The 12,806-nt window shown below is 68.6% G+C and carries 14 protein-coding genes; 1 reads left to right on the top strand and 13 read right to left on the bottom strand.

Translation table 11 applies throughout. The annotated features are described in order from the left end of the window. Positions 1-355: 355 nt before the first annotated feature. From NR072_RS08365 to NR072_RS08425, 13 genes are all read right to left on the bottom strand, one after another. A complete protein-coding gene (locus NR072_RS08365) occupies positions 356-736 on the bottom strand; it encodes a hypothetical protein (RefSeq protein ID WP_256836848.1) in 381 nt (126 codons plus the stop codon). A 4-nt stretch (positions 737-740) separates the two neighbouring features. After that, a complete protein-coding gene (locus NR072_RS08370; protein WP_256836850.1) occupies positions 741-2,645 on the bottom strand; it encodes a TraM recognition domain-containing protein in 1,905 nt (634 codons plus the stop codon). Then, positions 2,645-4,147, bottom strand: a complete 1,503-nt coding sequence (locus NR072_RS08375) for a conjugal transfer protein TraC (RefSeq protein ID WP_256836851.1) — start codon at positions 4,145-4,147, stop codon at positions 2,645-2,647. The genes NR072_RS08370 and NR072_RS08375 overlap by 1 nt, the downstream gene beginning before the upstream one ends. Further along, the gene (locus tag NR072_RS08380; protein WP_256836853.1) at positions 4,147-5,736 is read right to left on the bottom strand and encodes an SCO6880 family protein; all 1,590 of its coding nucleotides are present in this window, start codon (positions 5,734-5,736) and stop codon (positions 4,147-4,149) included. Before NR072_RS08380 ends, NR072_RS08375 begins: the two co-directional genes overlap by 1 nt. Then, on the bottom strand, positions 5,736-6,776 hold the full coding sequence (locus NR072_RS08385) for a hypothetical protein (RefSeq protein ID WP_256836855.1): 1,041 nt from the start codon (positions 6,774-6,776) through the stop codon (positions 5,736-5,738). The genes NR072_RS08380 and NR072_RS08385 overlap by 1 nt, the downstream gene beginning before the upstream one ends. 32 nt (positions 6,777-6,808) lie before the next feature. After that, complete coding sequence (locus NR072_RS08390) at positions 6,809-7,114, bottom strand: hypothetical protein (RefSeq protein ID WP_256836856.1); 306 nt, start codon at positions 7,112-7,114, stop codon at positions 6,809-6,811. Between the two features lie 183 nt (positions 7,115-7,297). Next, a complete protein-coding gene (locus NR072_RS08395) occupies positions 7,298-7,960 on the bottom strand; it encodes a hypothetical protein (protein WP_256836857.1) in 663 nt (220 codons plus the stop codon). Positions 7,961-8,045: 85 nt separating this feature from the next. Beyond that, positions 8,046-8,345 (bottom strand): hypothetical protein, encoded by a 300-nt coding sequence (locus NR072_RS08400; RefSeq protein WP_256836858.1) that lies wholly within the window; start codon positions 8,343-8,345, stop codon positions 8,046-8,048. Beyond that, positions 8,342-9,187 carry an RNA polymerase sigma factor gene (locus NR072_RS08405; protein ID WP_256836859.1) on the bottom strand — a complete coding sequence of 282 codons (846 nt, stop codon included), beginning with the start codon at positions 9,185-9,187 and terminating at the stop codon, positions 8,342-8,344. The genes NR072_RS08400 and NR072_RS08405 overlap by 4 nt, the downstream gene beginning before the upstream one ends. Then, positions 9,187-10,200 carry a helix-turn-helix domain-containing protein gene (locus NR072_RS08410; protein WP_256836861.1) on the bottom strand — a complete coding sequence of 338 codons (1,014 nt, stop codon included), beginning with the start codon at positions 10,198-10,200 and terminating at the stop codon, positions 9,187-9,189. Before NR072_RS08410 ends, NR072_RS08405 begins: the two co-directional genes overlap by 1 nt. Next, on the bottom strand, positions 10,197-11,321 hold the full coding sequence (locus NR072_RS08415) for a DUF2637 domain-containing protein (protein WP_256836862.1): 1,125 nt from the start codon (positions 11,319-11,321) through the stop codon (positions 10,197-10,199). Before NR072_RS08415 ends, NR072_RS08410 begins: the two co-directional genes overlap by 4 nt. Then, on the bottom strand, positions 11,318-12,175 hold the full coding sequence (locus tag NR072_RS08420) for a helix-turn-helix domain-containing protein (RefSeq protein WP_256836864.1): 858 nt from the start codon (positions 12,173-12,175) through the stop codon (positions 11,318-11,320). Before NR072_RS08420 ends, NR072_RS08415 begins: the two co-directional genes overlap by 4 nt. Further along, positions 12,172-12,399: a helix-turn-helix transcriptional regulator gene (locus tag NR072_RS08425; protein WP_073117389.1), complete on the bottom strand. Its 228-nt coding sequence runs from the start codon at positions 12,397-12,399 to the stop codon at positions 12,172-12,174. The genes NR072_RS08420 and NR072_RS08425 overlap by 4 nt, the downstream gene beginning before the upstream one ends. 110 nt (positions 12,400-12,509) lie before the next feature. Here NR072_RS08425 and NR072_RS08430 point away from each other — a divergent pair. Then, positions 12,510-12,806: helix-turn-helix domain-containing protein (locus NR072_RS08430; protein ID WP_256836866.1), on the top strand; the 297-nt coding region annotated here is incomplete at its 3' end.

The raw sequence follows: 12,806 nt of genomic DNA on the forward strand, positions 1-12,806 counted from the left end.
AGCGGGAAGAAACACTGGCCGCCTATGGGCAGAACTCAATGGCCCTTGACACGTGGGCTCGTCATCTTCAACCCAGGGCGATGCCATCAGTTCCGTCCTTCCCTCGTGTACCGGCGTGCTGGCCCGCCCAACAGCCGCTCGAGCCGGGCGAACAGCTCCTCAACGGCCTCGCGCCCGCCTGCCCCGGTCGAGCGCATGTAGCGATGTGCGGCGTCCTCGCATGTACCGCACAGCCACACCCCGATTCCGCCGGCGGCACGGCACTCGGCGCGGTCCAGGTGCCGTCCATCGGTGCAGTGCCACCTCGTGGAGACGGTCCGCTGGCAGACATGGCACCGTTCACCCCCGTCGTCGCTCATGCCTGCCTCTGCCGGACCATCCTGGCCACGATCACGATCGTCGCGCGCCTGCGGTCCCATCCAAAGAACTCCTTCTTGCCGTCCATGATCTGATGCAGCCGCTGGTGATGGTCCCGGCACAACGGCATCAGGTCGTTGTGCGCTTCGCGGGCCTGCCACCGGCCCTCCTCGTCCTGGCCCACGCCCTTGTACGAGACGTGGTGCAGGTCCAGGGTCCCGGCCTGGGTCAGCGTGATCCCGCAGACCTGGCAGGCCGGCTCGTGGCCGGCCTGCCGGCAGTCTGCGAACCACCGCACCCGCCTGTACCCCCATGCCTGGGACCGCAGGTACCGCTTGTACTCGGCCGAGCCGGTGCGGTGCAGCCCGAACCTGCCCATGCCCTCACCGCACCGGGATTGCCGGGGCCGTCTCTGGCACCGGGTCCAACGCCGCCACGGAGTCCTCGGCCCGGTCCGCGTCGGTCGGTGTGGACGGGGCCGGGTCCTTGGACTCCAGCTCGGCCAGTAGCGCCTTCGAGTACCGGCCCGCGGCTTCCTTGATCTGCTTGCCGTCCTTGCGGTCCCACCAGCGGGTCATCTGCATCAGGATCGGCCGGCCGTTGCGATTCAGCAGGATCCCCCACCCGAACGGCAGCCGACGCAGCTCCGCGACCGAGACGACCTCGGTGTCGTGGATCTGTTCGGAGACCGAGGTGTGGTCCTTGCCGCGAGACTTCGAGGTCCGCATGATCTTGCGCTGACCGGCGAGCTTGGCGAACTGTTCCAGGTCGGCCACGTTCGAGGCGCCCCCGAGCTGGACCTTCACCGTGGCCGCGTCGAACAGCGCCTGGGCCTGCTGCTCGCCCCACTCGTTGCGGGCCTGCGCCATCGACTGGAACACCGCGAACGGGGAGATGCCCACGCCGCCGCCGTCCGCCATGAGCTGGGTCAGCCCAGGCCAGGCACCGGAGATGTTCGCAATCTCATCGAGCACCAGGGACAGCGGAGGGTCCAGCCGGTTCCCGGGCGACTTCGCCGCCAGCTCGCGGGCACGCTCGGTGATAGCGTCCATCATCGCGATCAGGAACGGACCCGCCGACGATCCGCCGGTCTTGGTGCCCACGATGTAGAGCGTCCCGCACTCGGTGAGGAACTTGTCGATGTCCAGGGTCTCCTCGAACCGGTTGGGTCGCAGCACGTCGCGGACCTCGGGCACCGACAGCCCCTTGACCGCACCCTCCACGCCGAACCACTTGGACTGGAGCAGCTTCGGGTCGCCCTCGATGATGCCCTTGAGCACCAGGTTCCAGTTCAGCGCGGCCTTGGGATGCTCGGTGAGGATCTTCACGGCCTCCTTGGCCTCGGCCGGGTTGTTGCCCCACCGCATCAGATCATCCACGGTGCGCTCACCCAGCGCCGCGGCGTGCAGCAGGCACTCCATGATCGTGATCGCCGGGGCCTGCCACTCCGCGTTCGAGCTGGACGATCCGAGGCCGGAGGCACCGATCAGCGACGCCGCCCTCTGATTCGCCACACGCGGCTCTTCACAGCCCGTGATCGGGGACCACTTCAGCGTGGAGGGCTGACCGGTCAGTCCCTGCGGGTCGAACAGGGCCACCGGCCCCTTCTTCTTGCGCAGCTCGGCCGTGGCCCCCAGGTTGTCCGCACGAGAGCTGGTCGTGATGACCGGGCCGGGCGCGTCGAGAATCGCACCGATCAGCAGGTGCACGCCCTTGCCCGAGCGCGGCGGGCCGATCAGCACCACCGACTCCTCGTAGGACGCGAACACGTCCACGCCCTCGGCCTTGCCCAGGCGCATGGCCCCGTCCGTGATGGCCGGCCTCTTGATCGAGGGCCGGACCTTCTTCACCCGGGACAGCACCGACTTGCGGCCCACCGTCTTGGTGATCTCCGCAGACCGGGCCAGGCCCTCGCGCTCGCGCAGCTCCTTGATGAACTTCTTGTCCGACTGCTGGTACCGGCTCCACGCCGTCACCGCCACGCCGATCAGCACGAGGGCCAGCATCCCCAGACCGATCAGCCAGCCGATGACCCCGCCGGTGGTCGCCGTGCACCCCTGGACGGTGGCCCCGAACGCCGCCGGGTCGTGCTCGCCCACGAGGAAGCCCAGCGGCGCGAACAGCGAGTCCGGCTTCGTCGGTGCCCCACAGTGGATACGCCCGGCCAGGAACCCGGCCAGCAAGTACGCCCCGTAGAGCAGCACCGCCGGCCCCATGAGCCAGATCAGTGCCGTCTCGGCCGGGCTGTCCCCTTCCAGGACCGAGTTGTTGCCACGTTCACGTCGCATCAGGCCACCGCCTCCTTCGCCTTGTCCATGCGCTCGTCCGTGTCGAACAGCGGCAGCTCGGCCCGCGTGAGCACGTTCTGCACCTCGAACGAGGAATCCCCCAGCCGCCACAGGCCCGTGCCCTTGGGCAGGGACCGCACCAGGGACCGCTCCCGGTCGGACAGTTCCATCTCCGACGTCGTGATCTTCAGCGCGGACCGGTCCTGCCGGTAGATCACCTTCACGTCCGCGTCGGCCAGCAGGGACCGGGCCATCGCGGCCATCTTCGAGCTCTGATCACCAGCCATGTCCAGGTCAGCGATCTTGTGCAGCACGAGCACGTTGAAGATGCCGTACGCGCGGCTGAGCTTCCACTGCTCGACCATGCGCCGCAGGTCGGCCTCGGAGCTGATGTTGTCCCAGCCCTCCTCGTAGACCACGATCCGCTGCCCGCCGTCGCGCGTGGTGACCATCGCTTCGGTCCACGCGCCCGCGCACGCGTTGACCACGCGCACCGCCTCCGGGGAGGCACCCAGCAACGCGGAGGTGTCGATGCTCGTCGCGCACGCCTGCTCATCCAGGACCACCGTGGTCTCCCCGTCGAACATGCCGGCCAGGTCACCGGAGGACACGCGACCCAACGTCATCATCGTCACCGACGCGGCCTCCGCCTTCATCGCGTCCGCGTCCGCGCGGGCCGCATCCAGCGCCCGGATCACGTCCGGGATGATCGGCGGACGTCCCTCGGCGTCCGCGACCGCCACGGCCGCGTCCAGGCCCGCCGAGAGCACGTGGTGCTCGGGCGAGGTCATCTCCCGGTCGGTGAGGATCTTCACCAGGGCCACCAAGATGGACATGCGCCGGGTCCGCACCATCGAGGCCCACGCCCGATCCGTCATCGGCTCACCCTGCACGTCAGTCGATGGCCGGGTGCCCGGGTCCAGCGGGTTCAAGCGCGTGTCCAGGCCAGGACCGACCTGGATCACCGATCCACCCAGGCCCTTGACCACACGGGTCCACTCGCCCTTCTTGTCCGAGGCCACCGAGAGCTTGCGCCCGGCCAGCACCTGCCGCACCGCCAGCGACTTGGCCAGCGACGACTTCCCGGTGCCGACCTGACCGAACAGCATCATCGACATGCCCGAGATGATCCCGGCCTCATAGAGCGCCCACGGGTCGAAGCAGAACGCGCCGCCACCGTGCATGTCCTTGCCGATCATCAGCCCACGCGCACCCAGACCGGGGCCGGCCACGAACGGATACGCCGTCGAGGCCGTGTGCGTCGTCGTGCGAACCGGCCGCGGAGCCAGCGTGCGCAGCCCCCGCAGCTGCCGTGCCCCGCGCGGTCCGGCCTTGCCCCACTGCGGCTGAGGGAACCGCACCTCCTTAGCCTGCGCAGCCATCGCCTTCCGCAGCGCCAGCTGACCTCGCTCCAGCTCCCGGGCCGCACGCTTGGCCTCTCGGGCCTCGTCCTTGCCCGGCTCGATGATCTGGAACAGATCGACCTTCGGTTCATCACGCATCAGAGCTTCATCCTCCCGAACGGCAGGGCACCGGCCACGAACGCCGCGTCCTGCTCCATCCACACCGGGCGCAGCTCGCACCCGGCCGTGATCCCGGAGGCCACGACCTCCGCCGCCGCGGACTCCAGCTCGGACCGCGAGGCCCCGGTCACCGTGACCAGCACGACGACCTCCACGCCCGTGTGCCGACGCCGCAACTCGGCCTCCTCACGCTCCACGTCCTCCAGGGACTGGTCATGTTCCAACGAACCGATGCGACCGAGCTTGCTCATCAGCCGCGAGTTCGTGTGCCAGTCCGTCTTGCGCCGCTGCACGGACCGCACCGCAGCCCCACGCTCCACCGGCGCCAGGAACACCGAGACCGTGTGCCGGAAGTCCCCGGCGAACACCAGCTCGTCCAGGAACCCCAGCCGGGCCAGGTTCTGCGGCAGCTCGGAGACCTTGTAGGTGCGGTGGCAGCTCCCGTCCGTGACCATGTGGCCCGCATGGACCTCCACAGCCATCGGCCCCGCGCTCGAGGGCGCGGTGCCCGCCGTCTTCCCGTCCGCCTTCATGGTCGAGACCATCACCGAGGAGTCCGGGTCGAACGCCGACCGCGAGAGGCCGGCCAGCGTGCGCGGGGAGTGCCAGGCGGTCACCTGGGTCCCCGAGCGCGGCAGCGTGCTCTCCACCGTCGTCATCAGCTTGAGCATGTGCTCCATGAGCGCCGGGGTGCCCCCGCCGAGCGCCTTGACCTGCGAGGTGATCTTCGAGGGGGAGACCACCAGCGTCAGCCACTGCTCGTGCACCGGCATCGACTGGGCCTCCTTCATCAGCTCACGGAACGCCTGGTCCAGGAACGGGTCGATGCTTGCCCCTGACCGGCCTGCGCCCTCCTGCTTGGACTCGTAGAAGTCCTCCACGGCCGCACCGGAGATGAGCGTCGTCTGATCCGAAGCCTGAATCCGCACCACACCCGGCAGACGCGACAGCGCCGCCAGCGACGATCCCCACGACAGGGACCGTTCCTCCTGAGCGTCGAAGGACTCCAGATCAAAGCCCCGCGTCGTCATGACCTTCGCGCAGACCACCGCTTCCCGGGCGCGTGGGTCCCAGACGAACCCGGCCCCGTTGGGCATCGCGTAGACCATCAGCTCTCCCGCCACACCCGGCAGCCGGAACCGTGCCGGCTCACCCGGCTTGATCCGCCCCTTCGCATCACGCTGGGCCTGCGACCCTGCCTCGCTCACGGGTGCCTGCGGCTCGCCGTCCACCAGCTCCAGCACGTGTGCCGGGGCCATCCCCTGGCGGTACTCGAGCTGATCCGTGGCCCCCCGCCGCAGGTACTGCGCCGCCACCCACACCCAGCCAGGCAGGGACCGGCCACGGAACCGAGTCGCACCGAACGCGCCGATCACGGCCATCAGCCCGATACCCACGAACATGGCCGGCCCGCCACGCAGGATGAACGCCATGCCGATCAGCACGCCGGCCAGAACCACGATCACCTGCTCCAGGGTCAGCCCCAGGATCAGTCCCTGAGTCCGTTCCTGGGGGAACCGGACGTCGTCGTACTCCGAGTCCATCGACTCCGAAATCATCGTTGCCATCAGCGGCCTCCTCGCATCACCATCGCCCCGGCACGCTGGCGCATCCGGCCAGCCCGCGCCGAAACGCCCCGCATCGAATTCATTGCTCCACGCCCGGCCCGGCTCGCGGCCATCACGCCCGCCTGTTCAGCCTGCCCGGCACCGCCGGCCAGCCACGCGGTGATCGCAAGCATGAAGATCGGCATGGCCGCGGCCACGAACACCAGCACCATGCCAGCCACGGTCTGCACCCAGTCCGTGGACAACGCCGCCATCGCCACGCCCAGCCGCACGACGGCGGCTGCGAGCGGCCCGGCCATGATCAGCCCCAGCATCATCGACAGCCACCGCCCCGCCAGCGCCTTGGCCGGCTCAAGGGCCAACGAGAAGATCGCCGGGGCCGCGAACGAGGCCAAGATCAGAATCAGCACCAGACGGAAGATCATCATCGCCATCAGCACGAAGCAGGCGAAGAAGATCACCAACGCGATGATCCACGCGACCACGATCATCCCGTTCTCCGAGTTCTCGCTGGCCATCTCCCACTGCGCGAAGTTCTCGTCCAGCAAGATCTTGTCGTTGGCCGCGTCGTAGGTCAGACCGAACAGTCCCAGCACGCCGGCCACCGCCTCGTCCTCGCCATCGGTGCCACCGGAACCGACCTGCAAGATCCACAAGGTCAGTTGCTGGGTCGCCCCCATCGCCATCCACACCAGCCCGACCACCACGTAGGTCGCCGGGATGCTGAACACCGCCGCCAGGAACGCGCGCAGCATGCCGGCCGTGGACCCGCGCACCGCCGAGAGCGCGACCTGGACGGCCACGAAGATCACCAGCAGCGGGATCATCGCCAGCACGATGACGTTCAGCATTCCCGGGTGGTCGATCACCGTGCTCTCGCCGCCGGCCACCGTTGTGGTGACCTGACCGCCGACGACCGTGACCCACCACTCCGGGGTCAGCGCACCCACGGAGAAAGCCTGCTCGATCAGCCCGGCAGCGGCCTTCGCCAGCCCCAGGATCGAACCTCGCACGAATTCCTCGAAGTCCTTCTCCCACATCGTTCTCTCCCTCCGTGAGTGCGCTCAGGACCTCAGAACAACGGCAGGCCCGCGCCCCAACCGATCAGGCCCGCGGCACCGGCGATCAGGGCCGCAGCCAGGACGCCCCAGACCACGAAGCCGATACCCACGTCCTGCGCGCGGCCGCTCGAGGCGAGCTTGCCGAAGATCCAGACCAGCACGCCGATGCCGACGGCGACGATCAGGAGGACCAGGAAGGTTCCCAACGCCAGGCCCGTGACGTTCTGGATGGTGGGCATCCAGGGCGCGTTGAAGGTTGGTGCGATGTTCGGGACACCGGCAGCCACCGTGGTGGCCGCGTGAATCAGATTGCTCATCAGAGGTCCTCCCGTAGGGATGTGATGTGACGACGGCCCGGATGTCTTCCGGCCCGCGCGGGCACCTCCTGCCCGCTGCCAGATGTACGGCGGACCGCACCGCCACGCATGTCACCTGGCCCGTACACGAGAAAGCCCCCACCCGCTGCATCCGCAGCAGGTGGGGGCAACTCGCAGATCAGATCAAGAGCAGTTCTGACCCCGCGTCAGCGTCAGGGTCCGCCCGGACTGAGCACCGTTGGTCAGCGACTGACGCGCCACGTGCACCTCGACCGGCGAGCACTCGGCCGTGGCCTCGTTCTGCGCCGAGCAGTCCGGCTCACCCGACCCGTTCACCTCGCCCGTGGCATACCACTTCACCGATGTGACGACCGTGTACGAGGATTCCGTGCCCGTAGGCTCCTTGCCCCACTCGTACCCGTCCAACGCGGGCTGTCCACCGAGCAACGCACTGATCACACGCTCACGCTCTGCCCGATCCGGCGACGGCTCCTCCTTGTCGAAGTCCCGCACCGCCTGCCGGTTGCAGGTCTGCTTCGGGGCGTTCTTCTCGATCGCGACCGACTGCGGCCTGGCCCCGGCGGGCATCAGCTCGCTCGTACCCAGCCCAGCCCCCCAGCTCGCGCCGGCCGTGCCAGCGCCCAGCACCGTCGCCCCCACCGCCGCCAACCCGACCATCGTCCACCCCTTCCGCATCCCGCCAGGCGAAAACCAGGCCCTGCCCCACACCGCCAGCACCACGCCAGCACCGACCGCCAGGATCAGCACGACCAGCGCCGTCCCGACCACCCATCCACTGATCTGTGACCACCCCGACAGCCCGTCCGGGTTGATTCCGTTCAACATGTCCGACTCCTCGTCGCTTGTCTGGCCCGTCTTGCTTCGTTGCCGTGTCTCGTCCTGGGTTCGCGGTCGCCGCCGCGAAGGTCTGTCAGCCCGCCATCGCCTGCACCACCACCAGCACCCACACCATGAGCACCGCCAGCGCCGCGGCCGCGATCACCCACCGACCCCGGGTCGAGTCCCACCTGTCCGGTACCCGCTCCTGCCACGACGTCGGCAGCGGCGCGTCCACGGACTCCGCCACCCACCGACGCCCGGCCTCGCCCGTGCGCCGGCGCAGCCGCCGCACGGACGCGAACAGCCCCCGGTCCCGCTCTACGTAGACCACGCGCGGCTCCTGACCCTCCGGCACGTCATGGCTCTGCTCGAACTCCGTCTGTTCGCTCACTTGTCTGCCCTCTCGTTTCGGATCACCGTTGCCGCCACCCTCAGCAGGTGCCGCGTCTCGGCCAGGTACTGCCGACTCGTGGAGTGGCTGAACCCGGTGGCCTGCATGACGTCCTCGACCGTGACCGCTTCCATCCGGCCCCCCGCCTGCGCGCAGGCCAGCGCGACCTGCCGCGCCCAGTCCCCCGCGTCCCCGTCGTCGGGAAGGCAGCCGATCAGCACGCGCATCGTCACCGCCTGCCCCGAGCGGGCCACCTCCTGCGCCGCCCGGACCACCCGGGCACAGCGCACCAGCTCACGCCGGGCCTGACGCAGTGCGGTCACCGAGACGCCCATCGCCTCCGATGCCGCCACGACGTCATCCCCGAACGCCAGCACCACGGCCAGGGCACGGGCCGTCATATCCGAGGACTCCATGACCGACTCGACCACCCGCATCACCTCCGCGACTTCCCGGTGTGCAGCCAGCGCTTCAACCACGGCCTCGGCCGGGTCCTCCATGACCATCGACATCGCGGTCTTCTCCCGCGCTACCGCGGAAGCCTCCAGCGCCTCCTGGCCCGCCCGCGACCGGCCGACCGCCCGCAGATGATCCACCGCTCGGTTCCGGGCGATGGTACCGACCCAGGTCCGCAGGGAGCCCCGGTCCGGATCGAACCGCTCCCGGGAGTGCCACGCGGACTCCCACGTGCTCTGGAGCACGTCCTCCACGACGTCGCCGTTGCCCGAGGGTCCGAGCACGGCCACTACCGTGCCTCGCACCGAGGCCACCGCTTCCGCCAGCTCGTCACCGGTCACCAGCACCATCCCCGCCGGAGCCACCCGGTCCGCCTGCCCAGCCATCACTCCACCGCCTCCACCAACGCCCGTGGCACCACCCGCCGCTCCAGCCGGCAGTGCGGGCAGTCCGCAAGCACGGCCTGCCCGTACGCCGGGACGTGCACGTCCGGGTCCTGGCACGGCTCACCGGTCCGCAGCTCACGCACCTGCCCCGACGCAGCCGGGGTCTGAGCCACGGCGACCGGCCGGGGCCGGGTCACCGCGACCAACTCCTCGAACTCCGAGGCCAAGGACCGCGCCACGAACGCCGTGGGCTTGCGCACCGGCCCCGAGGCCCGCGCCAAGACCACGTCCACGATGGACCGCAGCTGCCCGTCCCCGAGGTCCGCAGCCGCCGGCACCCGCTGAACCAGGTCCGCCAGGACCACACCCCGATGGACCAGCCCCACGCCTTCCCCACCGTCGATGACCTGATCGGTCCGTCGTCCGTCGTCCGTCGTCGTCTCCGCGCGCACTGCACCGGACTGACGGACTGACGGACAGACAGATGAGGGTTCTTGAGGGTTAGTCCGCGCGCGATCCTTATAGTCGGCAAAGTCGAAATTGTCGGGTGAGTCCGCCGAAATTGTCGGGTGAGTCGAATCACCCGACAGATTGTCGGGTCGCGTGTTCATGCGGGTCTCAGATTTACCCGACAGATTGTCGGGTCGCGTGTTCATGCGGGTCTCAGATTCACCCGACAGATTGTCGGGTCGCGTGTTCATGCGGGTCTCGGGGTCTTCGACAAGTTCGTTCAGAGCCTCTTCGCGGAGGTAGTACCTCAAGCCGATCCGCCCGCGCCCGTCCCCGTACCGGGACTCGGTCTCCACCAGGCCCAGGTCTCGCAGGCGGGCGATGTGCCGCTCCACCGAACGCACCGTCTGGGCCGACCGCCGGGCCAACAACTCCTGGCTCGGGAAGCACGACCACGACTCGTCCGCATGGTCCCCCAGTATCAAAAGAACGAACGCCTGGCCGGTGTTGAGCTTGCCCGTCTCCGCAACCTTCCACGCCCACTTCAGCCCGTCGATGCTCATGCCTGCTCCTCCCCGGTCCCGAATGCCTCAGCGTGCGTCTCACGGGCATCAGCCAAGCGGCGACGCCCGGTGCGCTCTGAGCACCCGAACTGCTCTGCGACCTCCGCTGCCGAGGGCGCCTGGCCCTCCTGCGCACGGGCCACGATCCATGCGGTGATGTCCGCACCCGATGCCTTCTCCACCGTCTTCGTCTCTGCGACGACCGGTTCTGACGACGCCGTGGCCTCGACGACCTCGACCCCCTGGGCGACCTGCGACTCCTCGACCACGGCCGGCTGAACCTCGCGCTCGGTCTCGAGTTTGGCCTGACGCTCCATCCGCTCCAGCTCCTGCCGGTGCCGAGCCTCGGCCACCTCGGCCTCCCGCTCGGCCTCGCGCCGCTGGGCCTCGATCCGCCGGCGGCTCGCCGCGAGTTCGGCCTCCAGCTCCGCGCGCTGACGATCCAGCTCCGCCTGAGCCTTCAGCTGCTCTGCCTCCTCCGACACCTGCGATGCGCGCTCGGCCCGCCGCGAGTCCGGGTTCTCCACCGCGACCCGCGCCAGCTGATCCGTGGCCACGAACACCGCCACCGGAACCATCACCGCGATGAGCGCACCCACCACGGACTGCCACACGCTCGCGTTCTCAGCACTCCACGCATGCGCCCCGTTGGCGATCATCGACAGGCCCGTGAACGCCCCCAGCGCCCACCACGACGCCCGCGCGGACTCCCCTCGGGACTCGTGCACCAGCACCGACCCGGCGTAGACCAGGATCGCCAGGTCGATGAAGACCGGCACCGCCCAATGCATGAACGGCGGCAGCCCCAGCCACGCCGCGACCTCGTACAGCGCCGCGAACGAGATGGAGAACGCCACCAGCCCGGCCACAGCGGTCCCGGCGACCACGGCCCGGATGAACCGGCCATCGTTCGGATTCACCCGGCGGGGAAGCGACCGAATCCCACTGCCCGTGGGCCGCGCCCCGGTGCTATCCTTCGAGTGCTCGACCAGCGTGTTCTTTGGAATGTGCACCGTCTCGGATTGAGCGTCTTCGGAAGCCCCGACAGCCTGCACGCTGGCCGGGGCTTCCGCCCTTTTCGGCCCAGACGTTCGGGCCTCCCACATCTGCTGCGCGCTCATCGCGTGCCTTCCTCGATCTTCTTCAGCACCTCATCCAGGTCGTCCACCGCATCCCGCAGCGTCGACCGGATTTCCGCCTGGGACTGACCGTCCACATGGCCCACGGACCGGATCACGTGCGCCAGCGTCCGCACGCACCGCACCGAGTCCCACACGACCCCGTGCAAGTCCTCGTCTTCGACCAGCGCCTTACCCGTCGCGGGCGACACCAGCGAGGCCACCGGGGTAGCCGCCTTGATCAGCGCTGGCACCGCGGCCGCACCCGATCCGTTGAACGCAGTCAGCACACGACGCGCGCGGCCCTTCTGTTCCTCGTCGTGCCGGACCAAGTCCAGCGGCTCGATCCCGAAGTCCTCGGCCGGCATGTCCAGCACAGCGTCGAGGTCAGCTAGGCCCTCGAGCTCGGTTACCGGCGGCCCCTCGGCCGATGTCGCTTCACGCTGGCGAATCGGCTGGTACGACTTCCCGTCCGTACCCGTCACCCGCCGGGCACCGCCAGGTGTCCCATTTGGGACATCTCGGCCCGTCGTCGCGCCAAGTTCCCGATGCACGGTGCTCTTGGACAGTTGCGTGGCAGATGCGATGGCCCGTGCGCTCATGCCGGCCTCGCGGAGGGAGAGGACAACGTCCTGCCTGTACTCCAAGGGCGGACGGAGGTGGAGGTTTCCGAACTCACGTGTCACGTAGTCGTCCCAGCTGCTGTAACCGAGAACGGCCCAGGCCCGCCCTCGATATGCGGAACGAATGAGGTGGTAGATCGACTCCATGCCGGTCTTGATCTGGTCTGTGATGTCGCGCGCTGCCGCAGCAGTCATGGACGCGCCGTGACTAGGGTCGACCACCGCCGCCGTCATCGCGTTCCCTCCTCGGTCTCGAACACGAAGAGGTCTCGCATCGACAACCCCAGAAAGTCGGCAACGACCTCGAGTTCCGTGAAGGTGAAATCACGATGGCCGTTCATGCGTGCTGACACAGATGCACGGCTTAGACCAAGTGCTTCGCCCAGGTCTCCCATGCTCTTGTCTGCCAATGCCAACCTGGATCGAATTTGCAGCGTCAGTTGCTTCTGTCTCGTCATGGTCATCAGTGTTGCGCCCTACGCAACACCGGTCAAGGCGAATGTCGCGTATACCGCAACTTTCTTCCGGCATCCGTGACGAACGGCTTACATTTCGCTACGCTGAACACATGGATGAGTCAGATATCAAAACGGCGCTCCTCGCGGAGATCCGCGCCTGGATGGGTCGCCGCCAGGTCAACCAGACGGACATGGCCCGGCACATGGGCCTGACACGCAGCGCTGTCAGTCGACGTATGAGCGGGCAGCAGGACTTCACGTTCCCCGAACTGGCTTCGATCGCTGGGTGGCTCGACATCACGCTCGCTGAACTGCTCGGCCCGGTCGTCCTCCAGGCACGAAGAAGCCCCCGCACCGACATGGTCGGTGCAGGGGCCTCTGCTCGGCTCCCCCGGTTGGATTCGAAC

Origin of the sequence: Micrococcus sp. Mcc89, from assembly GCF_024519795.1 — a bacterium.
GTDB classification, from domain to species: domain Bacteria; phylum Actinomycetota; class Actinomycetes; order Actinomycetales; family Micrococcaceae; genus Micrococcus; species Micrococcus luteus.